Origin of the sequence: Mangrovimonas sp. ST2L15 (genome assembly GCF_001280515.1) — a bacterium.
GTDB lineage: Bacteria > Bacteroidota > Bacteroidia > Flavobacteriales > Flavobacteriaceae > Mangrovimonas > Mangrovimonas futianensis.
The window spans coordinates 258,084-284,386 of the sequence record NZ_LBIQ01000030.1 but is presented as its reverse complement, the minus strand read 5'-3'; the positions used below and the strand labels follow the sequence as shown (position 1 = coordinate 284,386).

29 protein-coding genes are annotated in these 26,303 nt (G+C 36.2%); all 29 read right to left on the bottom strand.

From position 1 onward, the window contains the following. Position 1: 1 nt before the first annotated feature. The 29 genes from ZA07_RS05130 to ZA07_RS04990 are packed head-to-tail and all read right to left on the bottom strand — an operon-like array spanning position 2 to position 26,294. Positions 2-1,531: an NAD(P)/FAD-dependent oxidoreductase gene (locus tag ZA07_RS05130; protein WP_053970656.1), complete on the bottom strand. Its 1,530-nt coding sequence runs from the start codon at positions 1,529-1,531 to the stop codon at positions 2-4. Between the two features lies 1 nt (position 1,532). Then, on the bottom strand, positions 1,533-5,222 hold the full coding sequence (locus ZA07_RS05125; protein WP_053970655.1) for a 1-acyl-sn-glycerol-3-phosphate acyltransferase: 3,690 nt from the start codon (positions 5,220-5,222) through the stop codon (positions 1,533-1,535). Continuing rightward, the gene (locus ZA07_RS05120) at positions 5,215-6,411 is read right to left on the bottom strand and encodes a DUF2062 domain-containing protein (RefSeq protein WP_053970654.1); all 1,197 of its coding nucleotides are present in this window, start codon (positions 6,409-6,411) and stop codon (positions 5,215-5,217) included. The genes ZA07_RS05125 and ZA07_RS05120 overlap by 8 nt, the downstream gene beginning before the upstream one ends. A 19-nt stretch (positions 6,412-6,430) precedes the next feature. Beyond that, entirely contained in the window at positions 6,431-6,925 is a 495-nt protein-coding gene (locus ZA07_RS05115) for a hypothetical protein (protein WP_053970653.1), read from the bottom strand. Position 6,926: 1 nt separating this feature from the next. Further along, positions 6,927-7,292, bottom strand: a complete 366-nt coding sequence (locus tag ZA07_RS05110; RefSeq protein WP_053970652.1) for a 3-hydroxyacyl-ACP dehydratase — start codon at positions 7,290-7,292, stop codon at positions 6,927-6,929. A gap of 4 nt (positions 7,293-7,296) precedes the next feature. Continuing rightward, complete coding sequence (locus ZA07_RS05105) at positions 7,297-7,908, bottom strand: porin family protein (protein ID WP_053970651.1); 612 nt, start codon at positions 7,906-7,908, stop codon at positions 7,297-7,299. Positions 7,909-7,913: 5 nt separating this feature from the next. Then, positions 7,914-8,522 carry a hypothetical protein gene (locus ZA07_RS05100; protein ID WP_231628631.1) on the bottom strand — a complete coding sequence of 203 codons (609 nt, stop codon included), beginning with the start codon at positions 8,520-8,522 and terminating at the stop codon, positions 7,914-7,916. Then, a complete protein-coding gene (locus tag ZA07_RS05095) occupies positions 8,500-9,117 on the bottom strand; it encodes an outer membrane lipoprotein carrier protein LolA (RefSeq protein WP_053970649.1) in 618 nt (205 codons plus the stop codon). Before ZA07_RS05095 ends, ZA07_RS05100 begins: the two co-directional genes overlap by 23 nt. After that, entirely contained in the window at positions 9,110-9,886 is a 777-nt protein-coding gene (locus ZA07_RS05090) for a polysaccharide deacetylase family protein (RefSeq protein ID WP_053970648.1), read from the bottom strand. Before ZA07_RS05090 ends, ZA07_RS05095 begins: the two co-directional genes overlap by 8 nt. After that, positions 9,880-10,941: a beta-ketoacyl synthase N-terminal-like domain-containing protein gene (locus tag ZA07_RS05085; protein ID WP_053970647.1), complete on the bottom strand. Its 1,062-nt coding sequence runs from the start codon at positions 10,939-10,941 to the stop codon at positions 9,880-9,882. Before ZA07_RS05085 ends, ZA07_RS05090 begins: the two co-directional genes overlap by 7 nt. 2 nt (positions 10,942-10,943) lie before the next feature. Then, positions 10,944-12,146: a beta-ketoacyl-[acyl-carrier-protein] synthase family protein gene (locus tag ZA07_RS05080; protein WP_053970646.1), complete on the bottom strand. Its 1,203-nt coding sequence runs from the start codon at positions 12,144-12,146 to the stop codon at positions 10,944-10,946. A gap of 7 nt (positions 12,147-12,153) precedes the next feature. Further along, entirely contained in the window at positions 12,154-12,411 is a 258-nt protein-coding gene (locus tag ZA07_RS05075) for a phosphopantetheine-binding protein (RefSeq protein ID WP_053970645.1), read from the bottom strand. Positions 12,412-12,413: 2 nt separating this feature from the next. Then, on the bottom strand, positions 12,414-13,031 hold the full coding sequence (locus tag ZA07_RS05070) for a 3-oxoacyl-ACP synthase (RefSeq protein ID WP_053970644.1): 618 nt from the start codon (positions 13,029-13,031) through the stop codon (positions 12,414-12,416). Further along, a complete protein-coding gene (locus ZA07_RS05065; protein ID WP_053970643.1) occupies positions 13,032-14,096 on the bottom strand; it encodes a methyltransferase in 1,065 nt (354 codons plus the stop codon). Beyond that, positions 14,093-15,241 carry a beta-ketoacyl synthase gene (locus ZA07_RS05060; RefSeq protein ID WP_053970642.1) on the bottom strand — a complete coding sequence of 383 codons (1,149 nt, stop codon included), beginning with the start codon at positions 15,239-15,241 and terminating at the stop codon, positions 14,093-14,095. The genes ZA07_RS05065 and ZA07_RS05060 overlap by 4 nt, the downstream gene beginning before the upstream one ends. Next, complete coding sequence (locus tag ZA07_RS05055; RefSeq protein WP_053970641.1) at positions 15,234-15,683, bottom strand: thioesterase family protein; 450 nt, start codon at positions 15,681-15,683, stop codon at positions 15,234-15,236. The genes ZA07_RS05060 and ZA07_RS05055 overlap by 8 nt, the downstream gene beginning before the upstream one ends. After that, entirely contained in the window at positions 15,661-16,932 is a 1,272-nt protein-coding gene (locus ZA07_RS05050) for an ABC transporter permease (protein WP_053970640.1), read from the bottom strand. Before ZA07_RS05050 ends, ZA07_RS05055 begins: the two co-directional genes overlap by 23 nt. Next, the gene (locus ZA07_RS05045; protein WP_053970639.1) at positions 16,925-17,668 is read right to left on the bottom strand and encodes an ABC transporter ATP-binding protein; all 744 of its coding nucleotides are present in this window, start codon (positions 17,666-17,668) and stop codon (positions 16,925-16,927) included. The genes ZA07_RS05050 and ZA07_RS05045 overlap by 8 nt, the downstream gene beginning before the upstream one ends. A 5-nt stretch (positions 17,669-17,673) precedes the next feature. After that, the gene (locus ZA07_RS05040) at positions 17,674-18,669 is read right to left on the bottom strand and encodes a BtrH N-terminal domain-containing protein (protein ID WP_053970638.1); all 996 of its coding nucleotides are present in this window, start codon (positions 18,667-18,669) and stop codon (positions 17,674-17,676) included. After that, on the bottom strand, positions 18,659-19,069 hold the full coding sequence (locus ZA07_RS05035) for a hypothetical protein (protein WP_053970637.1): 411 nt from the start codon (positions 19,067-19,069) through the stop codon (positions 18,659-18,661). Before ZA07_RS05035 ends, ZA07_RS05040 begins: the two co-directional genes overlap by 11 nt. Positions 19,070-19,075: 6 nt before the next feature. Beyond that, the gene (locus tag ZA07_RS05030; RefSeq protein ID WP_053970636.1) at positions 19,076-19,525 is read right to left on the bottom strand and encodes an ABC transporter permease; all 450 of its coding nucleotides are present in this window, start codon (positions 19,523-19,525) and stop codon (positions 19,076-19,078) included. Beyond that, on the bottom strand, positions 19,518-19,949 hold the full coding sequence (locus ZA07_RS05025) for a FabZ (RefSeq protein WP_053970635.1): 432 nt from the start codon (positions 19,947-19,949) through the stop codon (positions 19,518-19,520). The genes ZA07_RS05030 and ZA07_RS05025 overlap by 8 nt, the downstream gene beginning before the upstream one ends. Further along, positions 19,950-21,083, bottom strand: a complete 1,134-nt coding sequence (locus ZA07_RS05020) for a beta-ketoacyl-ACP synthase III (protein WP_053970634.1) — start codon at positions 21,081-21,083, stop codon at positions 19,950-19,952. It abuts the gene before it with no gap. 3 nt (positions 21,084-21,086) lie between these two features. Then, positions 21,087-22,016, bottom strand: a complete 930-nt coding sequence (locus tag ZA07_RS05015) for a hypothetical protein (RefSeq protein WP_053970633.1) — start codon at positions 22,014-22,016, stop codon at positions 21,087-21,089. After that, the gene (locus ZA07_RS05010) at positions 22,016-22,909 is read right to left on the bottom strand and encodes a lipid A biosynthesis acyltransferase (RefSeq protein ID WP_053970632.1); all 894 of its coding nucleotides are present in this window, start codon (positions 22,907-22,909) and stop codon (positions 22,016-22,018) included. Before ZA07_RS05010 ends, ZA07_RS05015 begins: the two co-directional genes overlap by 1 nt. Positions 22,910-22,930: 21 nt before the next feature. Continuing rightward, the gene (locus ZA07_RS05005; RefSeq protein WP_053970631.1) at positions 22,931-23,173 is read right to left on the bottom strand and encodes an acyl carrier protein; all 243 of its coding nucleotides are present in this window, start codon (positions 23,171-23,173) and stop codon (positions 22,931-22,933) included. 2 nt (positions 23,174-23,175) lie between these two features. Then, a complete protein-coding gene (locus ZA07_RS05000; protein ID WP_053970630.1) occupies positions 23,176-24,399 on the bottom strand; it encodes a beta-ketoacyl synthase in 1,224 nt (407 codons plus the stop codon). A gap of 11 nt (positions 24,400-24,410) precedes the next feature. After that, entirely contained in the window at positions 24,411-25,142 is a 732-nt protein-coding gene (fabG, locus tag ZA07_RS04995; RefSeq protein WP_053970629.1) for a 3-oxoacyl-ACP reductase FabG, read from the bottom strand. A gap of 24 nt (positions 25,143-25,166) precedes the next feature. Next, entirely contained in the window at positions 25,167-26,294 is a 1,128-nt protein-coding gene (locus ZA07_RS04990; RefSeq protein ID WP_053970628.1) for a WG repeat-containing protein, read from the bottom strand. Between the last annotated feature and the right edge of the window lie 9 nt (positions 26,295-26,303).

Genomic DNA, 26,303 nt, shown 5'->3' with positions numbered 1-26,303 from the left:
GTTAGGTTATTTCTTGAGTTTGATTTGCTTCATTGATGGCATCTACCAAATAGGCTTTTCCTAATATTTCTGAACAGGTTAAGACGGCTCCTATTGTTACTCCAAGAATTCCATGCATGTTGAGACTTTGTCCTGTAAACAAGAGATTGTCTATTTTGGTTTTAGGCGAAAGGATAGCTTGCATAGGCTTTTCGGCATCTTTTAAAAAGCCGTACATAGACCCTCCAAGGCTTCCTATATAATCTCTGTAAGATAAAGGGGTAGAGGTGTAGGTCTCTAAAATACAAGAGCGTATGGCTGGAAATTGTTTTTCCAATTCAAGCAGGATTTGTTCTGTTTTTTCAGCTTTGAATTCCTCATAGGTTTGGCCCCGTTTGTTTTTGTATTTAACCGTATGAAACGTATGGGCCCAAGGAAGCACCTCTTCATATCTCATGTAGGACATGATTGTCATGTTTTCGGCATAGTCATCCATGTTTTTTTTCACTCCTAGGGATACCATATAACTTTCAGGCCAATTTTGGATGTCGTAGTCTTGAGAGGTCCATACTTTTTCTGGAGTTTTGAAATGGTAAATATTGTGATTGAAATATTTGAAGGTATCGGGTTTAAATACAATATAGAGACTAAAAGCCGCTACGGTTTTTTTAATGTTTTTGATCCTATTGATGTATGGTTTTTTTAACGGACTTTCACCAAACATGTTTAATGTTGTTTGAGGCTCGATATTTGAAATAACCCAATTGGCAGTAAATTCGGTACCATTTAAACAGGAAACCTTTGATATTTTATCATCCTTGAGATCCATTTTTACTACCTCTTGATGCTTTAAGGCAACACCCCCCAAACGCTTCAATTTTCTTATCAATAATTTGGTGATTTGACTGCCTCCATTAATACATCTGTATGAACTTTCAATATAGGAGTTGACTGAAAGGGCATGAACATAAAAAGGTGTGGATTTCAAACCGGCATAAAGGTAGTTAGACCCCATTAAAACCGCTTGTAACTTTTTATTTTGAGTGAGTGCATTCACGACTTCCCAAGTAGACTCTTGAAACACACTCAAATCATAAGGAGATCCCTTCTGAAGAGAATAAAGAGGAAACTTGGAACAAGTTTCTTTCATTTTTTTGGAATAAGCCATTATGGCTTCAGACTCCGTTGGGAATTTCTTAATAAGTTCCTCTTCAAACTTGGCATAGCTTTGGGCATGAGGGTACCATTGTGGGTCATTCCCAAAAGTAATCCTATCATAGGCCAACTCATCCATCTTTTTTAGGTTGAGGTCATGTGCTATTCCTAGATAATTAAAATATTTAAAAAGATTTTGTCCTTCACTAAGTCCTCCTAAATAATGGACACCTGTATCAAATATGGTTTTATTTCTGGTGAAGGTTTGAAGGTTTCCTCCAAATTGCTGGTTTTTTTCTAAAACACATACGCTATAGCCTTCTTTAGCAAGAATAATGGCTGAGACCAAACCTCCCAGACCACTTCCTACAATGACAACATCGTAATGGTTTTGCATATTATTTTTTTTGAAGCTTTAAGATAATAAGTTTTTCGTTTTCAATCGTGGGGGTTAGTTGGTAATTTTCCAAAAGTTTGTTTTTTAGGGATATACCATCTTTAATCAGCACAACTTTTTTAAGTTTTGGCAGGGAATTTAAAGTGAAAATATCAAAATTAAAGGCAGCGTCTATGACGACTACTTCAATTTGATCATGGATTGTTGAAGAAATTGTTTCATTAAAATGTAGATTGTAATGAGGACTGTTGGTTAAGAAACTATTTTTTAAAATAGTTCTTATGTCTAAATTTTTAATGAAAACATTGATTTTCCTCTCCGGTTTATCCAGAGCCATTAAGAAATCAAAAGCGCCAAAACCTTGAGATAAATGAGCAACTTGAGTATATTCAGTCAGATCATAAAGAATTTGGTGGTACGTATCTTCATTATTGAAAATATCTTTTTTTACTGTTTGGTAAAGTGTATCACCTTTATAACGATATTCCTCCAAAAGTAGGCGATGAAAATAACGACCGTCTTCAATTTCTCTTCTGAAATTGAAAAATTCGTTTTTAAAATGAGCGCTTATTTGTTTCGTTTTTTCTCGGGTTGTTGTGCCAAAAGAAGCGTCCTGAGGTGAAATACGTTCCAATACTTTTAAGGTAATACTGCCGTCCCTGATGACAAAACTACCTTTAGGGATTACCTCAGAATTTCCATGGATTAGAACTGGAAGGATATCCAATTGAAACTCTTCTGCCAAGTGAAAAGCGCCTTTGTGAAAGCGTTTCATCTTGTGCGTGTAAGATCTGGTGCCTTCAGGGAAAACCACTATGGAATAGCCTTGTTCTATTTTTTCTTTTAAATGACCCATCCCTTTGTCAATTCCTTCACTTACCGGGTAGTAACCCGTAAATTTCATGGCATATCCAAAAATGGGAGACTTGTATACCCAATCGTTCACCAAAAAAATGATTTTTGGGTAAAGCATTTCTAAGGCAAGTGTGTCTAAGAAAGACGTGTGGTTTGAAATAATTATGGCGGGTTTTTCAAATGTTTCACCTACCTTATTAATAACTTTTTTCTTGACAAAAGGATTGGAGTATAATACCGAAGTCATAAACTTGGAGGCCAATTTATGAAACCACGGCATGCTTTTTTTTCGGCTTATGGGCAGTATTTTTACAAATAAGGTTCCAATTATCGGAATTAAAACAGTTCCCAAACCATAATAAGAGAATGAAATAATGGCAAAAACCAAGTATCTAAAACTGATGGGTCGCTTTTTATTGCTTCCAATAAACAGTTTAAATAACAAGGGTTGCACTGTAAACGCATTCACCATGGCTGATAAAATGCCAATTATGGACACAAGGGAAATGGTATATAGTGCCGGATGTTTGGCGAAAATCATCACCCCAACTCCAAGAATGGTAGTGATTACCGACAGGATGATTGAGGTTTTGTGGGTCGATAAAACCGCTTCTCCAGTTCGGTATTCGTGCAACAAGCCATTGGTAATAAAAATGCTGTAATCTATGCCCAATCCGAATATAAATGTGGATATAATGATGTTAAAAATATTAAACTCAATCCCAAAGAGCCCCATTAAACCAATGGTGAAGAACCAAGTTAAACCAATGGGTATACAGGTAACTAATGTTAATGAAAAGCTTCTATAAAAGGCAAATAATATGAACAAAACAGCCAATAGAGAATAAAGAACCAAATCGTTAAAGTCATTTTTCAAATTCCCTAAGAATGTCTCATTCATTCCTTGTCGATCAATCAAAAATATATGTGGATTGGAATCAAACTTTTCATGGATGTTTTTGACTTCATTTGAGTCAAGTTTCATCAAAGATGTGACTGTAGAAAAACCGTCTTTGGTAGACACGTAGTCTTCAATTTGGATGGCTTTGATGGCTTGGTAACTTTCTACCGAAAGTGAATTGAATTCCTTGTTCAATAGATTATAAAAATCCTGATGTGTTTTGGGCTTAAAGCCAAACTTCTCTCCACTTAAAATGAGATTCTTTTTCAAGTCATTTTTGGTGGATTCATCCCAAAACGATTGCCATTCAGCAATGCGTTCATTTTGGATTTTCATCGACTTGACTAAACCTCCAATGGAACTGAAATCAGTGATTTCCTTGTTGGACTCCAGTTTTTTAAGCATTGAGTAAACGGAATCATTCGTTTGCAGTGCCTTTTGCAGTTCTGTGTTAAATGCCGCTACATAAACTGATTTTGATCCAATATTTGTGATCTGTTCCAAGCGGTTTTGAGCTTCCATTAACTTTGGGGGCTCATAATTTAACTTGGTAATATCTTTATTGAAAGAGACATGATGGAACTTGAATAGACTTATAAGTATGAGTCCTCCTAAAATCACAAACATGACCTTTTTCTGGTGAAATGGAATTTCAGCAAAGCGGTCAATTAAACTCTTCCTATTAGTTAGTTTTATAGAATCTTTATAGGCTTGTGGGATGAAAACCAAAGCAAAGAAGGAAGCGCCAATAACGCTAGTGGCGGCAAATATCCCCAAATCCTGTAATGCTTGGGATTCTAAAAACAACAAACATAAAAAAGCCAGTGCTGTAGTTAGGCTGCTCATTAAAATAGGTTTGGTGATTTCCTCAAACAAGGCTTTCATGTTGTTGCTGGCTCTGATGTGGGTAAGCACATGTAAGGAATAATCCAGGGTTACTCCCAGAAGCACAGAGCCTATTCCTAAGGAAATGGCTGATATTTTTTCTCTAATAAAAAACAGAAGTGTCATGGCGAGTAATCCGCCAAAAAGAGTAGGAACAAAAAGTATGATAGGGAGAAAAAGCTTTTTGTAAAAGAGGATCAAGATCAACAGCAAAACGGTCATGGCAATACCTACCGTAAACTGTATATCATGTTTAATTTGTTTGGCATTTTCGACGGCTACCAAGGCGCCTCCAAAATATTCGCACCTTGCCTTTCCTTTAAATTCTGCATTTAGTTGCTTGTTTATTTGATACAAAAGATCAGCAAACTTGGCATTTTCACCTGTTTCACTAGAAGGGAAAGTGGGGGATATAAAAAGTAAAATATGGTTTTTATCCTCACTTACCAAAAAGCCATCGTGAAGACTAATTTTGTCACCAAAAGATAGACTTTGGAGCTTTTTTAATCCTATTAAACCAAGTCCCAAAGGATCCTTTACAATTTGTTTTTTGGTAACGAATCCCGATGGAGAAACCAACGTTTTGTAATTAGCTTCAGTTATAAGCTCAATACTGTCAAGATCTAGTTTTTGTTTGATGGTCTCATAATCTTGCCCATCTAAGAATAAAGGAAGATTGTCATAGACAAAATTTAGGGTATTTAAAACTTCCTCGTCTTCGACTTTCCCTTGAACAGAAGCTACATATGAAGGAGCCTTTGCATATAAACTGTCTAAGAATTGTGAGGCATACTTGGATAGGTCATTTAAGGTTCCTGATTCCGATTTAGAAATATTGACAATGATTTTATCAGCAAAATTGACTGTTTTGAAAATTTTTCCCGCATTTTCATTTTTGTCATTGACAGGTATTAGTTTAGTAATGTCTTCTTCAAATTGGATATTAAATGACACATAGAACAAACCTAAAATAGCGAAGAGCATCCCAACGAAACTAAGAGTCTTCCTTTTTTTGATTTGTTGGTATATGTTGAAGAAGATTTTAGCCATTATTTAAAACCATTTTCCTTTTTTCAAAAACAGTGAAGAAGAAATAGGCCAAAATACCCAAAATTAGGGCAGAGAAAGCGGCTAATGTAAAGCTTCCGACGATATAAGTTTCTAGATGTTTGACAATTTCAAAATTGTTAACAAGGTCATCCAAAGTGAAGGGGTAATTAACATTTAAAACCCATTGTCCCACCTTGGAACTGGCATACAAAATAAAGGGTATGAATGGTGGCAAACTCACATTTGAAAATGCAAAGGCGATAGCTTTGTTTAAGTTGAAAAAAATGGCTAGAAAAATAACAATAACGGTATGGAATCCCCAAAATGGAGATAACCCTATAAAAACCCCTAGGGCAATAGATAATGCCTTTTTTCTGGGAGAATCATAACTGCCTAAAAAATCTTCAACAAAAAATCGTTTAACCCCTTTTTTTTTAAGACTCCTAAAAATATTTCTAGGTTTGATAAAAAATAAAGTCAAAAAAACCAGCCAGGTATTCAGAATACTAATTCTAGTAAAGTCTTTAAATGGACGGAAGTGTGATACTCTTTCAGAATGATCATAAAGTATTTGAATGGGAATGTTTTTGACTTCGACGTCTTTCCATGCCGACTTGACAATGACTTCAATTTCAAACTCAAATTTGGTAGTAAAAAACTTTAGATTTTTAATGATGTGCAGTGGATACATACGGTATCCAGATTGGGTGTCATCTAATTTGATACCCGTTTCAAACCAAAACCAAAAGTTAGAAAAGTTGTTTCCAAAACTACTTTTTGAGGGCACGCCCTCTTGCCTCATGTTACGGGCGCCAATTAATAATAAATCCCGATTCTTGCTAAGTTCCAATTCATTAATGAAAAGGGGAATATCACTTGGGAAATGTTGTCCGTCAGAATCAATTGTAATGGCAAATTCATAACCTTGTTCCAAAGCCACTTCAAAACCTTTTCTTAATGCCATCCCTTTACCTTGGTTTTTTTCAAAATGAATAACCGTAAGATTGGGGTAGTCCGATAACAACGATGGAGTGGAATCTGTAGATCCATCATTGATTATAATGATTTGCTCTGTATAGTTTAAAACGCCATCTATAACACGTTTTAAAGTGCGTTCGTTATTATAAGTTGGAATAACAACACAAACTTTTAACTGATCTATTTTTTTTGTGATTTGATTTGAATTCACCCGCTACAAATCTTAGTTCTTAATTACGCACCAAATCTTTTTCTTCAGGAGTAAAAAGAGTTGATTGTAAGATATAATCTTTAATGTGATTTTTCAAGTTGATGGAAGAAATACTTGAATATTGTTTCAATAAAAACAACTTGTCTTTATCTATGTCCTCTTTGTAACCCAATAATTTGGGTGTGTTTTCTTGAATCCCTAATCTTATAAAACGGGGTTCAATAGCATTGGGCTCCTTTTGTATGGCATATTCCAAGAGAGTGGCTCCTTCTACAAATCCTTCCTTTTTTTCCTTAATGGTTTTAGCACCTCTGGCTTTTAATGCAATGGAAGCTCCCTTATAGGCTACCAGAGTAACCGCATCTTCCTTTTTTACTGGAGACAAGGCAACATAAAATGCTTCTACCTTGGATTTGTCGTGTGCAGCATCTCTATACATATCTCTAACCTCTTTCAAATCTAAAGATTGATTTGTAAAGGCAAATAAAGTTATGATAAGGTATAGAAATTTCATTTTAAATGGTTTTGAATCCCATGCTAAGTTTTAATGCCACAGTTTCTCCAAACTTCGTCGTGTTTTTTACCTTATAGTGCTGGTCTTCTTCAACGATATCCAAGGTTAATTCCAAATCTGGAGTTTTTTCAGGATTGATGATGGCCATAAACTTCACATTACTTGAAGATTCCATAAAAAGAGATTTACCAACAATTTGTTCGGTAAGTTCTTTAATGATTTGCATCATACAAACACCGGGAGTCACTGGATTTCCTGGGAAATGCCCCTTAAACACCTCATGGTTTTTATTGATAGTGATATGGGCCTTAGCTGAGTTTTCAACTACGGTCAAATCATTTAGGGTATAAAAGTCTTTGATTAGCATGAGTTTAAAAGTTGAACTTATAAGCCACCCCTAATTGAATGACTGAATTAAGTTGATTGTTTTCTTCATTATGGTAATATCCATTTGAATCATAATAGCTATCATCCCAAAAATCCAGATCAATAAATCCTTGTTTGTATCGGGCCTCTATGGCTAGTCCAAACGGGAATTCATAACCTATTCCAGCAAACAAGGAAAAATCAAATGGGGTGATGTCACTATCACTATCATCATTTATGAGATTAATCCAATTGTCATCAAAGTTAAAATCTAAACTTGGTCCAGCAATGAGATGTAATCCTAATCCTTTAACTGGGAAAAATTTATTTGCTACTGCAACAGATACATAATGAATGTCGTAGTTATCCTCGATACCGCCTATAAAATTTCTTTCGGCACCTTGGTTACTGTATACTATTTCAGGCTGTAAGGTATAGAATTCGGTCAGTTTCAGGGCCCCAAAAATGGCTGCATTCAATCCCATTTTGGAATCTGTTCTTGTGTTTGAAATACTTGAATAATTCGCCCCGATTCTTACTCCTGGTCGAAATGAGACCTGAGAAAAGGAAGTAAATGAGACCAAAGTAAGGGCTAAAATAAATAGGTTTTTTTTCATAGGGTTTAAATAGATTTTAACTGAATAATCAGTTTGATAGATTGATGCTTGATTGTAATTTGGTCTGCAATATTATCATTTATTTCTTGAAACAGAAAGGAGGTTTTTTCTTTTCCTCCTTTGGTTTTTATAATTTTTTCCAATCCTTCGTTTTGAATGAAATAAAAGTAAGGTTGGTTTAAAATATGAGTTTTATAAATGGTATAATTTCCTTTTTGATAGGAGCCGGTAACAGCCAGCTGTTCTTTGATTAAAGCTGAAAAATCTTCTTTTAGGATGTTTATAAACATTTTTTTATTTAAATCATCCATGATGTAATTTACCATGAAGTTATCGCCGTTAAATGAAAAGTCAAATAACTTGTTTCCCATTTCTGTTGTAAAGGCTACGCGGTGATGGTTTTCTCCTATTTTTTTTATAATAAATAAGCCGCCAAAAGTTTTGCCGTAAACTTCAATTTGAGCTTTATAGACATAGTCTTTAGTAAGATCTGAAAAGTAAGAATTAGAAACTGTATTAACCTGAAGATTGGTTGGTGTAAGGTCAGCTTTTTTTGGATAAGAACCACATCCTAATGTGAGCAGGCATAAACTAAGGATTAAAAATCGCATCATCCAATCTTGAATTAAGAGTCCTTTGTTTAAATTCTATTTTGGTATAGTCCCCAGAGGGCTCTAACATTTTGACTTGTTCTACATCTCCTTTGGCACTGAAAATTATTTGAAAACTGCTAATGTATTCAAGCAGTTTGGAATCCTTGGGAGAGAAATGAACTTCGCTACCGTGAGGCAACGCATAATAAGCAATATTAAATTCTTGCTTATCAAACATATCTCCTTTGACACTTTTAATGATCAATTGATTTAATTGTTTAAACATTTTATTAGACCCTAAATCAACTTGGCTTTTTTTACCTTCATCATCTACAAATAAGGTTTCATTCTTAAAAATGACTGCGTATTCAAAAGGTTCAGTATAGGCCCATTTCACCAAATTTGGCGACTTGAAGCGCAGTTCTCCTTTTGTAATTATGTCATTTGATAAAAAATCTAAATGTTTGTATTGAATAAAATCACTCTTTATTGTTTTGGTGGTTTCAGCTTGTTCTTTAACCAAATTTCTTAATGCTTCAGCTTGTGAGCTACTCATTTTGGTTTGGCCATAAACCGAAAACATCATGAAAAAGAAAAGAAAGTAAAGGTTACGCATAAGCTTCCAATTGACATAAGGAATCTATAGTGACAGATTCCAAATTTTGTTGTTGTAAAAATAACAATAACTGTTCCAAAACACGAAGGGTTTTTGCGCTGCTGTCATGAAGTAAAATAATATCACCTTTTTTAAGGTTTTTCGTTATGCGCTTCAGAATGGTTACATCACTCAAATTGGTAGTATCAAAAGAACGTTGATTCCATCCTATGGAAGTCAACCCCAGTACTTTTACAGCCTTTCTAATGTTTGGGTTAGTTACACCAAATGCAGGTCGGTATAATTTGCAATGCAATCCTCCATGTTTTTTAATAGACTGATTGGTCTCTTGAAGTTCTGTTAATACCTTAGTAAATCCAAAAAAACCAAAGGTATTGGAATGGGAGTAGGTGTGATTTCCTATCGTGTGACCGTCTTCAATTATTGTCTTGAAAAGGTCTGGATGCTGATCTATATTTTTTCCAATACAAAAAAAAGTGGCTTTTGCATGAAAGCTTTTTAAAAGGGCTAACACCTGTGGAGTAAATTCTGGGTTTGGGCCATCATCAAATGTAATAGCAACTTGGTGTTTTTGAGTATTTGGATTGGAATTGACAGATTTAAAATGATAATTCCAGCCTATTAAACCCGATCCCAATGCTGTTAGAATAAGCCAAATGGTAATTATTGGGAAGATTAACCACAATGGATTCCAATTTAAAACATAACCAAGAAGTAATATTATAAGTAATAAAACAGTGATGATATTAACTGTTTTAAAAGTTAGCATTTTTTAAGTAAAGTGAAACTATGATTTTCCCCACGATACTGATTATACAATAAGACGTTGTCAAATTGAACTGTCTGAGTATGATTTAATTTTATGACTTCAGGAACCGACTGATGTTTTAAAATGTTTGACGCGAGCCAAAACCCAAAGGAAGATACGGTGTTAAACTCCCCACTTAAATGTTTGAAATAAACTTGTTGTGTTTGGGTGAATAGATCTTGGGCAAGTGCATTGTAGTAATCATCAAAATCAACATCACCATTGTTTCCTAAAACTAGTAAATCAATGTCATTGGCTTCTATGTTGTTTGCCTTTAGAAAGATATTTAACTCTGATTGCAGCTGATCTTTTTCTAAGGTATTAAATGTTTTAGTGTCGAGAACTTCAGCATACGAAGTTTCACCTTTTTCACTGGAGAGCACAAAAAAGTTAGCACCTTCACCAAATACAGCACCCGATGTTTTAGAAGCTAATAGTTGGGAAGATTTTACTTTTTCAGTTTTGATATGATTGATAACCTGATGGATTTTTACGGTATGATCTCCTAATTCATCGACTCCTCCTATAAGGATGTGATTGGCTTCCTCCTCTTGGATTTGCATCAAAGCATCAAGCAAAGCTGATTCAAATGAAATGGCAGCATGGACATAAGTGAAGTTGTAGCCTTTACATTGAATTTCTAAAGCTATTTGACCGCCAACGGTATTGTGTGTCGATTGAATGAATGGTGTGGGCGTTAAAAACTGTTCGTCATTGTCAATAATAGCACTAACAAATTTCTCAGAATCTCTTACACATCCCATTCCTGTTCCTGTAATAATGGCATCCACATTATCAATACCAGCTTCGGTAAGGGCTATTTTGGAAGCCACAATTCCCATTTTGATACCTTTAGCCATTCTTCTGGCGGCAGCCGGTGGGATGTAATCCTTATAAACAGGATCCATGGCATGGATTACATGATCTTCATGATCAATAACATCTTCCAAAAAACTGCCGTCAAAGGTTTTTTGGGTAGAAATAGAACCAACACTATTTACATATACTTGCTTCATGATTATGGTTCTTTTGAAAATATAACGGTAGAACAATTCCCTCCAAATCCTAAAGAATTGGAAAGTACTGTCTTGATTTCTTTTTGTTTAATGCTCAATTCGGGAGTAATGTCAAACTCCTTCATGGGTGTTTCAAAATTGAGATTGGGATAAATCACATTATTTTGTAATGCCAAAACAGAATATACTGCTTCAATGCCTCCAGCAGCGGCTAGGGTATGTCCGGTATATGCTTTGGTAGAACTAAAATCGGGAACACGATCTCCAAAAACCCTTAGTATGGCTCTTCCTTCTGAAAGGTCATTGTTGCCAGTAGCTGTCCCGTGTGCATTTATGTAGTCAATATCTTCAGGATGTAGACCCGCTATTTTAAGGGCTTGTTCCATGGCTAGGGTAGCACCATCTCCATCGTCTGAAGAAGCGGTTTGGTGAAATGCGTCATTGGCATTCCCATAACCTTTTACATAGGCAAGGACGGTTTTGTTTTCGGCTTGAACAACTTTGTCAGATTCCAATACCAAAAACGCAGCAGCCTCCCCTAAATTCAGGCCTTTACGATTTTCGTCAAAAGGTGTATTGAAGGTGTCTGAAAGAATCATCAACGTTTTGAATCCGTTGATGGTAAATTTTGATAAACAATCAGACCCGCCCACCACAACGCGATCCAAACGGCCTGTTTTAATTAAACGGGCACCCAACATTATGGCATTTGCAGCAGAAGAACACGCCGTACTAATAGTAGTAACCAAACTGCCATCTATACCAAGTTGTTCTGCTATTTTTTGAGTAGAATCTCCCGCATGATGACCATCAATATATTTCTGGACTTCAGGATTCTCTAAATACTCATAAAAATACCTTTCAGTCATATCCATACCACCAACACTGGTGGCTGAAACCAAACCAGTTTTGTACTGAGTTATATCAGAAATCCCAGCATTTTTAATAGCCTCTTTCGCGGCTATGACACCTAGTAAAGCGGTTCTCGAATAATTATTAGTTGCGGGTAATTGCAATTGTTCAATAAAATCATCATTGGTGAAATCAATTTCTCCTACCATAATGTCATTGACATGGTTCGTTTGGATTTTTTTGACTCTTCCAATGCCCTTTTTTTTATCGATTAAGGATTGAAAATTTTCTTCCACATTGTTACCAATGGCAGAAATAATTCCCATCCCAGTAATAGCAACACCTTTCCCCATAAATGAATTACTTGGTTCTGTGTTCTGAAATATAAGTGGCCATAGTATTAATGGACTCAAAGATGGAACGTCCTTCTTTTGGATCAGTTAATTTGATACCATAATTTTTGTCTAACATGACAATCAATTCCAAAGCGTCTATGGAATCCAATCCTAAACCATCGCCAAAAAGCATATCATCATCTGCGATATCTGCTGGAGACATATCCTCTAAATTCAACTGCTCAATAATGTTCTCCTTCAATTCTTGTTTTAAAGCGTCCATAGTTATTTCTTGTATAATTTGTTAATCTCGTTTATTGTGTGTTCGTAGCTTCCATTTTTGGAAACCAAATATAAAAATGCTTCATAAGTGTCATTATCAACGTCAACCCAACCACACAAAACTTTTTCTGCTTGTTTGGATTGCATTAAACTTTGACTGTAATGATACAGATGTTCAGCATTAAAGTTGTCAAAGATAAAAAAACTATTTTCAGAATAGAGTTTATATTTAATGCTGATCTCACCCAAACAAATATTGGGTAAAGTATAGACAAATACAGCCGGACTTGGGTAGTAATTGTCTTTATTTTGAATAGATTCTTGGTGGCTTCTATCGGTATTTAAACTAGAGGCCTTGTTTGAAAAAATAAGAGCAATATTTTCTTCATTCTCGGGTTGGACACCTTCATGTTTTAAAAGGATGTCTGCTGCAACCAATGCCAATTTGCTTAAATCATCCATTTTAAAAAACTTGGGATAAGCTACACCACATTGTTTGTACCCCATTTTTATAAATTCTGAAAAGGCTCCTTCATGTGAAAATAGAGGCTTCCCATTCAATTTAATATGATGGTCCTTAATCTGGATATAAGACGATATGCCTAAGCTCTCTTTTGTCATTTAAGAGGATTTCTTGCAAATATACATGGTGTGATATTCTCCTAGAGGTAAATCTTTATAGATCTCCAATCCGGCTTGCTCAGCTAATTCCAAAATATCAGTTGACTTGTACATTTTGCTGTTTCCGTTAGCCATAACTGTAAAATATAAGGAGGTAGCTTCCAGCACATATCTAGAACTGTCAAAACGTTGTCTGTCAGTATAGGTTTCCACAATCACCAATTGAGTATGATCATCCATAGAAGCCACACAAGTGGATAGAATTTTTAAAATTTCTTCTTTTGAAAAGCAGTCTAAAAATTGGCATAGCCAAATGGTGTCAGCTCCTGTAGGTATTTTAGGATTATCCTTTAACCAATCTATTTCATAACCTGTTATACGCTCTTCAAATCCCTTTTCTTGAGCGTTTTTGAGAGCCATTTCCAGTTGACCTGGTAAATCAATCATTGTTACTTCAACCTGTTCATTTTCTTCACAACATGCTATTGAGAACTTGCCAGTATTGGCTCCTATATCAAAGATTTTTCTGGGTTTGTTTTTAAGTACCTGCTGAAGTGCCAATCTAAAAATGTCATCCGAATAATGGTGGTCAAACTCAAACCAAGATTTTTGAACATCAGAAGGAAGCTTGGATAGGCCTTCATAAATGGTAGGCCAAGACCCCAATTCTTTTAATCCTTCGGGTTGCCCATTTTTTATCGCATCTTCTAAATGAAACAGCCCTTTATAGCATACATCTTGAGTGAAATTCACATTAACATTGACCGTTGGATGATAGGCGAGGAAATAACCCGTTTTTGTCAATTCAAAATGGCCTAATTCATTTTTTTCCACAATATCTGAACTTTCTGCCATTTCCAAAAGCACACCCAATCCATACTCACTTAAAGATAAAGTTTCAGCTATCTCGGCCATATTAGCGCCTCCTTTTTTACGATGCTTGAATATTTCATCAAAAACTCCCAAATTTCTTAGGCAGACGACAGATTGAAATAAGAATGGAGCCAAAGCAATTTTATGGGCTTCATTTAAGGCATCTAAAGCTTTTACGGCGGTTTTTGTCATAGTGCATGTTTTTTGAAAACAACAGCTGTATTGCAACCTCCAAAACCTGAGGCTGTTTTAAGCATGGTTCGTAACGGTGTTTTTTGTGTAGAAGTTATAAGATTAATGGGTTTTGAAACACCAAGGGTATCAAAACCTAAAGATTTATAAAGTGTATCATTTTTTAATGAATGAACCCCAACGATGGCTTCAAGCAAGCCAGAAGCACCAAGGGTATGTCCAAAATAACCTTTAAGACTATGGGTTGGTACGTCTTCCAATCCAGATCTGTTAAAGGCAATGGCTTCCATTTCATCATTATATAAGGTCGCCGTTCCATGGGCAGAAATAAAATCGATGTCTTTGGCCGAAATTTGTGACTGTTCCAAGGCCGACTGAATGCTTCTGAATAGACCTTCACCCGTTCGAGAAGGTCCTGAAATATGATTGGCGTCGTTACAGGAAGCTTCTCCTATAATTGCAACAGCATCTTCTGATAATAACTCTATATCGTTAGTAACCAATGCGCTAGCGGTTACTTCTCCGATATTTATTCCTTTGCGATCCTTATCATAAGGTTTGCAAAGTTCGTCACTTAAGGCTTGAAAGGAATTAAAACCTGACAAAATAAATTCGGTAACCAAATCACCACCAACTACCAATACATGGTCATACATGCCTTGTTGGATGTACCTTTTGGCGGTAGCCACTGCTAAAATCCCTGAAACGCATGCGTTAGAAATAACGATGGGAGTCCTAGTTATTCCAAAGAAATTTGAAATGGAATTAGCCAAAGAGCTCAAATAGGCTCTTTCTTCAGGAAATGAATTGTCTGCATCAAGGGCATCTACATTTCCTTTTGTAGTTGAGACGATCAATCCAACACGATCGTTTATGGATAGATTTGATTGGGTGATGACGTCATTTAGAGAAAGAATCATCATTCTTTCTAATTTGGTATAGTTTTGTGGGCTCCCCAAAGATTCAAAGGCCTCATTTAAGAGGTTGTTATCTATCAATGACGAATAAAAAGGCTGTGGAAGATAAGTTTTGTCTTTAATTAAAGATAAACCAGAAACTTCCTTTTGAATTTGTTCAACAACGGCTTCACTTGAAAATCCCAAAGAAGAAATAATATTGTTATATGAAAGAAATACCTTATTCATCTAGCAATCCTACACTTTTCTTCCATGCAATAAAAAAATCTGGAGGCGTGAGCCAAAGCTCTCCTTCCCCAATTTGGTCTACAAAAACTTGAACGGTTTCTCCAGTACAAACAAGATCATCATCTTGATTGAATACTTCATAACGAAATACCATTTTGGCTGCCGGACTATCTATAAAAATGGTTTTTATGGTCGCAATATCACCATAGCGTAACGGTCTTTTATGATCGGTACTTGATTTTATGATCGGAGTGGCAAAGCCATATTTTTTTTGATCTAAGTAGGAAATACCGTGATGTCTTCCAAAATCTTCCCTTCCATCTTCAAAGTATTGAATATAGTTTCCATGCCAAACAATTCCCAATGGATCGGTCTCTACAAATCGGATACGTACTTTACTGGTATGTGAAATGATAGGTTTAGACGGCATTTTTTCTTTCATTGTAAACGATAGCAATTAAAGTTGTCACCAAAAAAAAGATAAGTAAGGTGAAAATTTCAGGTAAAATATCCAAAAATGAAGCATTACGCAAGAAAACATCATAAAAAGCATTAAGCCCCCAATTCATAGGTGAAATATGAGATAGTGTCTGCATAAATTTAGGCATTACAAACACTGGAACCCATACACCACCCAAAGCTGCCAAAATTACCACAAAGGTAGCTCCAAATGGCGCTGATTGTTCTTGGGTCTTAGCAATGGTTCCCAACAAAAGCCCCAGACCTATGGCTCCTAACCCAGCAAACAATGCCACGACAAACAATAGTGGTAAACGTCCAGATACATCCAAGGTTGGTAAACCTATTTTTGGGAAAAGAAACACCCCAATCATAAGCATAAGCATGAACTGAATCAGGCAAACCAATAAATAAACCAATGTTTTTCCTCCCAATACGGTAGCATAAGACACAGGATTGGTTCGGAGTCTAACGAACGTTCCTTGATTTTTTTCCTTTACCAAATTGATGGATAAAGGTACAATGATGAAAAAAATGGCAAATAGAGACCAAGCCGGAACATTATGTTGCACCGAATTGGGAATCATTTCTTTTTCGTCTTTTTCTGGGAGAACTTCTTTAAAGCTAATTAAGCTTTTTGTATCAAAAATGACTTCTTCAGGGTCATCTGATATTTGTTCTTGAAAAGCTTTATAAATGGATTCGGTTTCAATTTTAGAGATCATCTTGTCAATCCCGTTCTTCACCGATGTCTTAAAGGTAATTTGAGTGGCTGGATCAAAATAGAGGCGAACTTCCTTTATTTCAATCTGTTTTTTGGGAGTGGTATCTGTGCTATCAGAATCCATAGAAAATTTAGCCATAATACCTTCCACATTTTGATCTACTTGGGCCTGTAGTTCCTCAGAAAGCTCTTTTGGAATGACAATAGCCATTTGATATTTTCCCTTAAAAACCAAATCCTTGGCTTCATCTTCAGAGGTTTTGGAATGAATTTCAAATGCGTCGGATTCTTTTAGGCCATCCAATATTGTTTTAGAAACATCTCCTTGGTCGTTGTCAACTACCAAAATAGGAATGTCAATATTTTCGATGGTTTTGAAAGAGCTATCCTGAATTAATGTAATGGTTACAATTAGGACCAAAGGCATGATAAATAAGATAGCAATACCCCCAACGTCTCTGGTAAGCAACAAAAATTCTTTATATGCAGATGCCCATAATTTACGCATGATCCCTAAGTGCTTTACCTGTTAAGCTTAAAAAGACATCTTCCAGGTTGTGAGTTCCTTCATGATTGGAAATAAGGTCTTTCGGTTTTCCTTGAATAATAATTTTTCCGTGGTCAATGATAGCCACTTCAGTACAAAAATTTTCGGCCTCATTTAAATGATGGGAGGTGTAAATGATAGTGGTACCATTTTGATTCAGTTCTTGTAAAAATTGAATAATCGCATTCTTGGATTGGACATCCACACCAACGGTTGGTTCATCAAGAAATAACACTTTGGGATGATGAAGAATACTGGCAATCAGGTTGACTCGGCGTTTCATTCCTCCTGAAAACGTTCGTATTTTTTTATGTGCAAAAGGGAGCAAACCCAATCGCTCTAAGGCAACATTAATTTTGTTGGATAAATCCTTTCCCTTCAAACCATACATACTTCCAAAGTACTGCAAGTTTTCAAAGGCTGTTAGAGCCGGGTATAAGGCGTATTCTTGAGGAACAATACCTATGAGTTGTTTTAATCGGTTTTTATCATGTTGATAATCCAATCCATCAATTTTGAAAGTCCCAGAAGTGGGTTTAATCAAGGAGCACAAAATAGAAATGAGAGTTGTTTTTCCAGCGCCATTTGGTCCCAAAAGACCAAAAATTTCCTTTTCATTGACGTGCAGGCTCAAATTGGATACCGAATAATAATCGGCGTCCTTATATTTTTTTGATACCTGGTCAATTTGAATCATAACTACTAGATAGCTTTTCTTAATTTCTTAAAGAATTGTTCTTCCCTATCTGCTATGACGTCCAACATATCGGCCACTTGATTGTAGGCATCTGTTTTCGGACTTCTATTTTTATATATGCGGGAAGCCTCCAGTGCGAAATCCCTCCAGGCATCACCGATGCTAGTCATTTCTTTTGAAAGTTCGGAAAGTTTTTGGTTGCCCAAAATTTTACTGGATTCTTGTAAAAAAGCTGCAAAGATGTATCTAAAGCCACCGCCGCCAGTTCCAATCTCTTCCTGCATTCTTACGACCTGTCCCAAATAGTGGTTGGCCACTTTGGTGCCTTTCTTTTTGGGCCATTTTCTTATCAGTTTGGCTATCATTCGAATGCCCTTGACTCCTACAATGGGTACAGGGGCCAACATATCCTTACAGGTTTGTTTGATGCCTTTTATGATGGCTTTTTCCAAGTGTAATTCCTTGGGGAAGGCAATTGGGTAGTACATATGTCCTTTAGGAGCAAAAGCACCTTTTGCAAACCGTACTTTCTCCAATTGTTTATCGGTAAGTGTTGTGACCGTTTCCATAACGGGATCACTAATAAGATACGTATCTCCTTCCTTGCCATAAACTACCATATTGTGGGCGTTGAAATGAAAGCGATATTCATCTGGAAAATAAAGTAGGTTATAAACACCTACTTGCAATCCAACAGGATTATTTTTTTCAAGATTTTCATCCAATCGAGCCTTGGCCTTGGCTGGGTCTTTAAATTTTTCTCTTTTAATTTTAATACCCACACGATTGGCAAATCGCTTAAAAATAAATCCTGGCATCGCGCGATATGTAATGGCCGGTGCATGATTGACCATCAACAATGGAACATAGCAGAAAAGCAATCCAGATCCAATTCCAAAAACCATGGGTTCACTTACTTCAAATCCATTGTGCTTCATTAAATTGGATACCACACCATTTTCACAATGTGCCGATTGATGGTGCGTAAAATCAATTTTCATGCAATTCGATATTTTTTAATTTCTCAATGCTCACATCAAAAGCATCAGCATATTTTTTTAGAGTTTTGGTAGATAGCCTTTTAAAAACATTAGGTTTAAAATGACGTTTTACGCGCCATTGCCACATACCAACATAACTGGATAAGATACCTAAATCCATTTTATGGTATTCCATGTAGTACTCAATAGGACTAACATCGTTATTCAAGACCCTATTTTTGGCTGCTGCAACACGTTCATTAATATCTTCAATGGCTTGATTAAGAGCGATGGTTTTAGGGGTCCAACCACTACTATTTACCGTGGTATACTCCCCGTTCTCATCAACAGCATAGCACAATTCTTTAAAATTGGCAGATTCTAAATTACTTTTATCTTGAGGCACTTCATTCTTCTTCATTTGCTCCTATGTTAATTCTTGAATCACTAAATTCAATTCACAAGATACTAATTCTTTGTGGTCTTGGACAATTTTACATTGTAACGTACAGATGCTAAATTCTTCTGTGTCAAAACGGGAGATTAACTTGGCATTGGTAACTATAGTAGAATTAACTTTTGGTAAAGAAAGAATGGAAACTTTTTTAATGGCGCTAATATATCCAATGAGTTTGATGTCATTGGCATCGTTGCCATCAAAATAGGTTTTCCCAACAATTGAAGAACAAGTCTGGGCAGCATTTTCTACTAGCCCAACTTCATTAAAAAAACCATTTTCAGTAAAAAGACAATTTTCGGTTACATGAAAAGAGGTCGATACATGTTGATCATCAATTGAAAGTACATGATCAACCATTAAAAAAGGTTCACGATGCGGTAGAAATTTGGTGATATCAAGATTGTGAATCTTATCCATTATCAGCAATAACAGTTTTCATTTCGCCTGAGGCAATTTCCTCTTGGTCAACGTTTAATACAGTTACGTTAACCATGGTTACTCCCATTATTTCGTGTAAAATACTAACTTTTGTAGTTATGGTCTCTTTGATGGATGGGAGTTTTTTTACAGCTATTTTTTTTATGGATCCAATATATCCTGTGGGTGCATCTTCTCCTTTTAGAAAATAGGCGTATCCAGTATGAAGCGCCACCGTCTGGGCCATGTTCTCCACCAATCCAGGTTCTTGTAATTGACCGTTTTCAACAAAAATGTTGTCTTCTGAAATCGTAAAGGTGGAAACAACTTCTGTTTCAGAGAAATGTTCCAAAGAATTCACCATCACAAAAGGAGATTTTTGCGGAATAAGATTTGAAATATCAGTAATTGGGAGTTTTGACATCTAAACCACTGTTACTAATGCGACAGAATATGCAAATCGGGCACTTTCAGGAACAGATAAGAGTATTTTGTCTCCTTTTTTCAACTTTCCAGAAGCTACTAATTCTTCAAGCATGATGTAAATGGAACCAGCACCTACGTTTCCAACACGTTCCAAATTCATGAACCAGTTTTCCCATGGAATTTCTACACCACCTTCTTTCATCTCTTTATAAAGTTGCTCTTTGAAATAGTAAGAGGAGATATGAGGTAAATAATAGTCAATTTCTGATGAAGACATTTGGTGTTTTTCAAAAAGCATTTGAAGGGTTTCAACAGCTTTCTTCAATATAAATTTACCAAGAAGCTTAACATCTTGCTTCATGGCAAATAGCGATTTTTTGCTCCATTCGTTAGAAGGGTACTCGCTCCAAGGTTTTAAAAAGCCGTCTTCCAATTTATCACCGCCAGCATACATACAAGCTTCAATCTCATGGGCAAATGAAGTGCCCTCCATCCATTCAATTTTTAAAGGGCAATCCCCTTTGGGCTCGCTTTCCAATAAAAAGGCTCCAGCACCATCTGATAACATCCAGCGAAGAAAATCTTTGTTGAAAGCTAATATGGGGTTGTCTTCTAGGTTTTCTAAATGCTTGAGTTCGTCTTCAAAAACATCGGATTTCATCCAAGAAGATGTTCTTTCAGATCCCGTTACAACAGCATTTTGAGTTTGTCCACATTTCACCGAAAGGTAGCCGAATTTCATGGCGTTCATCCCAGAACAACATGCTCCTGAAGGAGAGTTGATTTCAATATTACCATTTTTCAGAAAACCATGTACCATGGCTGCGTGTGAAGGTAAAATTTGGTCTGGGCTTGACGTACCGCAGGAAAGCAATTCGATGTCTGTGGTTTTGAAGTTGTCATCACACAATCTTTCTACAGCCTCTTTAGTCAATTGGGCATTATTATGAGTAATATTCCCATTGTCGTCAATCGCGTAATATCTCGTTTTGATTTGATTGTTACGCAATACAATACGTCTTCCCTTTGAGTGTTGGCCGTTTATTAAACCTAATTTGTCTTCCATTTCATCGTTAGAAATAGGGCGATTAGGTAAAAATTTAGATATGCGTGTTATATAGACTTCCTTCATTGTTTATTCTCCATTTAAGGCGACTGATGAATAATAGCTTTTTTGTTTACTATACCTCTTTCGCAAAGGTAAATAAGTCAACAAAAATAAAATAAAAACTATTGGGGATATGACCCAAATTGCAAATAAAAGGTAAATACTGAACATTTTTACCAATAATCTTCTTTTTGATGTATTTTCCTTACTATTTCTTAGAATTATTTGGGACCATTTTGAGAAAATCTTATTTCCTTTTTGATCGGTTAAAATTAAAAAGGATTTAAGCGAAACAGCACCTTGTTTTAATAAACTGGGTTGTAAATTTGAAAAGTCCCCACTCAATAAATGGTTTAAAATCGTTTTACTAAATCTTACGGAATGGTCAATGTCCTTTTGTTGTACACCAGGTTTAGGAAAGATGCCTAAATACTTTTTCTTTTCTCCAGAAAACATCCATTGGGCAATAGTGATCACACTGATATGATTTAGGTGATGGTCTACCAATGCAATGTTGCCAACTAACTGTGCTTTCAAACTAGTTAAATGAACTTTCATCTTTTCCTGAGCCATCATCCATAAATTTCGACACCCAATAACAGTAACTACTGGGGTGTTTTTGAAAAGCTTCTTGGCGTCATCTGTTGCTAGAAAAGATATGGTGGGTAGAGAAGGGGTTAAATACCAAATTTGATATCCCAAAATAATCAAGTCATAGGAGGTGTTCAATATGGTTTCAGAAACAGGTTTTACGGCTCTTGGTTTCTGACTATAGGTGTCAGGAAAAGCACCATAGAAGGCTTCTCGGGACCAAGGAAAAGGGAAGGGGTCTTCCATTTCAATTTGGTGATAATCTATTTGAACTTGATCATGGTTCTTGAGATCCGTAACCACGTTATTGACTATTTCTGTTAATTGTCCAGATTGGGAAAAATGGATGACTAAAACGTGTTTCATTAGTTTTTGAGGTCTTTATTTGCACCCCAAAAATCAAAATAGTTAAACCACTGCAAGGGGTATTTTTTAAGCATCCAAGTGACACTTTGTGTATATTCTTCAAGAAGGCCTAAAGCATCTCTATGTTTGGTGTGCGATTTTCTGGTGTAAAGGTGATAATGGGTATTGGTTTCTTTCATGACATACACAAACAAAACAGGAACATTTAATCGGGATGCAAGCAAAAAAGGTCCGGCAGGAAATTTAGCCTTTTTACCCAATAATTCATGTTCTAAAAATTTTGAATTTTCAATATAGCGATCTCCGGTCATACAAACAATTTCATTCCTTGCTAAAGCGGCATTAATTTCAAAAATGTGTGATAAATCTTCTTGAATAAGAATGAAATTGATATTGGATTTCTTGGTCACGCTTTCCAAATAATCTTTGATGGCAGAATGTTCTACATCTGTGGTGAGAAGGCTTATGGATGCGTCTTCTTCTAGATCTCCAAAAAAATGTTCAGCTATTTCAAAATTGCCAACATGAGCGCTAATAAGAACCCCTCCTTTTTTAGCTCTTAAAGTTTCTTCAATGAGGTGCATACCGTCAAATTCATAAGTGAATTTTTCCCGAAGTCCTGATGAAATCGCCACTTTATCAATGATGGTTTGCCCAAAAACGTAGTAGCTTTTAAAAATGCTAATGAGACTTTTGAATTTGGAATATCCTAAGCGTTTGTGAAAGTAATAATAGATAGCCTTAGAACCATCTAATGCAAAGAAAACAAAATATGTAGCTACAAAATTAAGGACGAAATAGGCAGACCCCAATCCTAGGTTTTTCATACAAAATACAAATATTTTGTAACCCAAAACCGTTCCGCGGGATTTACCTTTCCACTCAGTAGCCATACATTATTTTAGGGGCTGTATTTAGCTTAATTTTCTTTCTATAAGGTTATAAAAATCTTCAAGGGATTTAACCCCAACAAAGTCTTCTCCTACCAATTTAACACCAAAATTAGATTCAACAGCTACCACTAAATCTACAAAATCTAGACTGTCAAGTTCCAAAGTGTCCTTTAAATTGGCTTCAGGTGAAATATCTTCACTTTCAACCTCAAATTCATCTATAAGAAAGTCGTTTATTTTCTCAATAATAACTTCTTTATCCATTGCTACACCAACATTTTTTTAATAATTAAGGCGGAATTTGTCCCGCCAAATCCAAATGAATTGGACAAAAATACATCAAATTTTTTATCTAGCGTTTTGCTCACCAAATTTAATTTTGAGGCGGCTTCATCTGGAGTTTCTAGGTTTATGTTGGGAGCGATAAAATCGTTTTGCATCATTAGCATGGAATAGATAACCTCACTGGCACCTGCCATCCAGCACTCATGACCTGTCATGGATTTGGTGGAACTCACATAAGGTCCATTTTCACCAAAGACTTCAAAAATAGCTCGTGCTTCATTGGCATCTCCTACAGGAGTAGAGGTGGCGTGGGCATTCACATATTCAATATCTGAAGCTTTAATGTTTGACTGTTTCAAAGCCATTTCCATTGCTCTGCTTGGGCCATTTACATTGGGAGTTGATATGTGGTCGCCATTAGAGGAAAAGCCATAACCCAATACTTCTCCCAAAATGGGGGCGCCTCTTTTTACGGCAGATTCATAGGACTCTAAAATAAGCGTTGCAGCTCCTCCACTAGGAACCAGTCCATCTCTGTTACTGTCAAAAGGTCTTGAGGCTTGCGCTGGGTTTTCTGTATTGGTTGAGAACACTCCTAATCCGTCAAAACTCCCCATGGCAATGGGATTAATTTCTTGGGCTCCACCACAAATAATGCATTCTTGCAAACCTGCTTTTATAAGTTGGTAAGCCATTCCAATGGAATGGGATCCGCTGGCACAGGCTGCACTGATAGTAAAATTGACGCCAGTCAGTTTGAATATGGTGGAGAGGTTCATGGTGACCGAAGAATTCATGCCTTGAAAAATGGCTCCAGAACCTACTAATGTTGTGTCTTTTTTATCTCTTATTTTGTCATTGGATTCTACCACAGATTTGGCCGTACTGTCATTGCCATAAAGGATACCTACCTCATGGTTGTCGATAAAGTCTTGGTCTATCCTAGAATTTCTTAAGGCTTCAATGGTAGCCATATAGGCAAATTCAGTTTCCTCACCCATACTTATCCTTTGTCTTCTAGATAGCATGCCTTTTAAATCGGGCCTATTGACCATTCCCGTAAGCGGTGATCGGTATCCAAAATCTATTCTTTGAGGATCTATGACAATACCAGATTTACCTTCGTATAAAGACTTTTTTACTTCCTCCAAATTTTCACCTATACAAGAATAAATACCCATTCCTGTAATTACAACTCGCTTCATGTTCCCTTTATTTATGAGTAAATTCCACCATTAATATTAATGACTTCTCCAGTAATATACGATGCTTTTTTGGAAGCTAAAAAGGATACGACGTGGGCGACTTCTTCAGCCTCTCCAAATCGGTTCATTGGAATCATGTTTTTTAATTCTTTTTCATCCAATTCTGCAGTCATGTCAGATTTAATAAATCCGGGAGCTACTGCATTAACAGTGATTTTTCTTTTGGCTACTTCTTGTGCTAGTGCTTTGGTTGCACCAATCAAGGCACCTTTAGCGGCCGAATAATTGGCTTGACCAGCAGTTCCTTTCACACCAGAAACTGAGGCAATGTTGATGATTCTTCCGTATCTATTTCTAAGTAATTTCTGAATGAAGAAATGGGTTACATTATAGAATCCATTGAGAGAGGTATTAATAACAGAATTCCAATCTTCTGATGGCATCCACATAAACAAGCCATCTTTAGTGATTCCTGCATTGTTAACTATAACTTCTACGATAGCATCAGGATTATTGGTTTGCCAAGTGTCTAAGGTAGAGTTTACTTGTTCGGCATCAGAAACATTAAATTTTAAAATCTCACCAGAATTTCCTAGAGCTTCTACTTCTTTTAGGGTTTCTAATGCTGCTTGCTCGTTACTGTTGTAATTAATAAGAATATGATAGTCGGTATCTTTTGCCAGTTGGATGCAAATTGCTCGTCCAATGCCGCGAGAACCGCCTGTGATTAGGGCACATTTCATTTATAATAGTTCGTTTAGTTTCGTTTATTTAAATAATTCTAGGTTTTCAAACCATGTATTACCTAGGACTTCACCGTTGGGTTTGATAAAAGCCCATTCTTTTTTCAGTTTGACTCTGGATAAGCCATCAATAAAGCCTTTGTCTTCTGAGGCACCAAAAAGGGCCCCAAAATTTACCGAGGAAATATCGTATTTATCCTCAATTACTAAGTTGCCTTTTTTATCAATAAATCCCCATAATTTAGATGGTTTAACTGGTGCTAATCCATCTTTGCTAAAAGTCTCAGCATCCTTGAATTGATAATCAATAATTACTTGACCATTGGTATCAATATACCCCCATTTTTTGTCTTTCATAACAGGGGCTAATCCATTGCTAAAATCTTTTACTTTGTCAAATTGGGGTTCGATAACCCAATTACCTTGAGCATCTATAAAACCCAATTGACCATCTTTTTTTGCAAAGGCAAGACCTTCAGTAGAGGTGAAATCCCAAATTTTTTCAGCTCCTGGAATCTCTTTGAATTGACCGTCAATTATTAAGCCTTTAGAGGATCCCATTTCAGCAACAACAGGGCCATTGGAAACTTGACCTATTCCATCATATTCTGTTTTCACCAGATAGGCTCCAGTTTTGTCAATCAATCCCCATTTCCCACCTTCCAATACTTTAGAGTGACCATTTTGAAAAGGGAACGCCTTTTCAAACTTAGGCTGGACAACAACCGCTCCTTGGGTATTTATAAAACCTACTAAATCTCCATTTCTGATGATGGCCATGCCATCACTAAAATCATAGTATTTATCTGTTTGAACTTGAGCAAGGGTTTTATTTCCAGATTTGTCAATGTAAAACCAATCATTGCCATCGGTAGCTAAAGCAATTCCAGAGTGAAAAGCCTTAACATCTTTAAATTGTGGCTTGATCACCCATTCCCCTTTTCTATTGATGTATCCCCAAGATTTGTCATCATTCATGGCTTCTGCCAAATCATCTGAAAAACTTTTGGCGTCCTTAAATTGGGGTTTAATATGCCATTCTCCAGAAGTGTTGATAAAACCAAATTGACCGTCCGTTCTGGCAAGTGCTAACTCTTGGCCATGACTGCTGAAACCAGCAATCATGAAAATAAAAAAGAATACTCGAAACATGATTAATAG

Coding starts and splice junctions, on each gene's coding strand:
- ZA07_RS05040 (WP_053970638.1), bottom strand. CDS start 18,669: ATGAAAATTGATTTTACGCACCATCAATCGGCACATTGTGAAAATGGT.
- ZA07_RS05070 (WP_053970644.1), bottom strand. CDS start 13,031: ATGACAAAAGAGAGCTTAGGCATATCGTCTTATATCCAGATTAAGGAC.
- ZA07_RS05085 (WP_053970647.1), bottom strand. CDS start 10,941: ATGAAGCAAGTATATGTAAATAGTGTTGGTTCTATTTCTACCCAAAAA.
- ZA07_RS05015 (WP_053970633.1), bottom strand. CDS start 22,016: ATGAAACACGTTTTAGTCATCCATTTTTCCCAATCTGGACAATTAACA.
- ZA07_RS05055 (WP_053970641.1), bottom strand. CDS start 15,683: ATGAAAGAAAAAATGCCGTCTAAACCTATCATTTCACATACCAGTAAA.
- ZA07_RS05080 (WP_053970646.1), bottom strand. CDS start 12,146: ATGGGGAAAGGTGTTGCTATTACTGGGATGGGAATTATTTCTGCCATT.
- ZA07_RS05025 (WP_053970635.1), bottom strand. CDS start 19,949: ATGTCAAAACTCCCAATTACTGATATTTCAAATCTTATTCCGCAAAAA.
- ZA07_RS05105 (WP_053970651.1), bottom strand. CDS start 7,908: ATGAAAAAAAACCTATTTATTTTAGCCCTTACTTTGGTCTCATTTACT.
- ZA07_RS05050 (WP_053970640.1), bottom strand. CDS start 16,932: ATGCGTAAATTATGGGCATCTGCATATAAAGAATTTTTGTTGCTTACC.
- ZA07_RS05110 (WP_053970652.1), bottom strand. CDS start 7,292: ATGCTAATCAAAGACTTTTATACCCTAAATGATTTGACCGTAGTTGAA.
- fabG (WP_053970629.1), bottom strand. CDS start 25,142: ATGAAATGTGCCCTAATCACAGGCGGTTCTCGCGGCATTGGACGAGCA.
- ZA07_RS05130 (WP_053970656.1), bottom strand. CDS start 1,531: ATGCAAAACCATTACGATGTTGTCATTGTAGGAAGTGGTCTGGGAGGT.
- ZA07_RS05035 (WP_053970637.1), bottom strand. CDS start 19,069: ATGAAGAAGAATGAAGTGCCTCAAGATAAAAGTAATTTAGAATCTGCC.
- ZA07_RS05030 (WP_053970636.1), bottom strand. CDS start 19,525: ATGGATAAGATTCACAATCTTGATATCACCAAATTTCTACCGCATCGT.
- ZA07_RS04990 (WP_053970628.1), bottom strand. CDS start 26,294: ATGTTTCGAGTATTCTTTTTTATTTTCATGATTGCTGGTTTCAGCAGT.
- ZA07_RS05005 (WP_053970631.1), bottom strand. CDS start 23,173: ATGGATAAAGAAGTTATTATTGAGAAAATAAACGACTTTCTTATAGAT.
- ZA07_RS05075 (WP_053970645.1), bottom strand. CDS start 12,411: ATGGACGCTTTAAAACAAGAATTGAAGGAGAACATTATTGAGCAGTTG.
- ZA07_RS05065 (WP_053970643.1), bottom strand. CDS start 14,096: ATGACAAAAACCGCCGTAAAAGCTTTAGATGCCTTAAATGAAGCCCAT.
- ZA07_RS05045 (WP_053970639.1), bottom strand. CDS start 17,668: ATGATTCAAATTGACCAGGTATCAAAAAAATATAAGGACGCCGATTAT.
- ZA07_RS05125 (WP_053970655.1), bottom strand. CDS start 5,222: ATGGCTAAAATCTTCTTCAACATATACCAACAAATCAAAAAAAGGAAG.
- ZA07_RS05090 (WP_053970648.1), bottom strand. CDS start 9,886: ATGCTAACTTTTAAAACAGTTAATATCATCACTGTTTTATTACTTATA.
- ZA07_RS05000 (WP_053970630.1), bottom strand. CDS start 24,399: ATGAAGCGAGTTGTAATTACAGGAATGGGTATTTATTCTTGTATAGGT.
- ZA07_RS05095 (WP_053970649.1), bottom strand. CDS start 9,117: ATGCGTAACCTTTACTTTCTTTTCTTTTTCATGATGTTTTCGGTTTAT.
- ZA07_RS05010 (WP_053970632.1), bottom strand. CDS start 22,909: ATGGCTACTGAGTGGAAAGGTAAATCCCGCGGAACGGTTTTGGGTTAC.
- ZA07_RS05060 (WP_053970642.1), bottom strand. CDS start 15,241: ATGAATAAGGTATTTCTTTCATATAACAATATTATTTCTTCTTTGGGA.
- ZA07_RS05020 (WP_053970634.1), bottom strand. CDS start 21,083: ATGAAGGAAGTCTATATAACACGCATATCTAAATTTTTACCTAATCGC.
- ZA07_RS05100 (WP_231628631.1), bottom strand. CDS start 8,522: ATGATGCGATTTTTAATCCTTAGTTTATGCCTGCTCACATTAGGATGT.
- ZA07_RS05115 (WP_053970653.1), bottom strand. CDS start 6,925: ATGAAATTTCTATACCTTATCATAACTTTATTTGCCTTTACAAATCAA.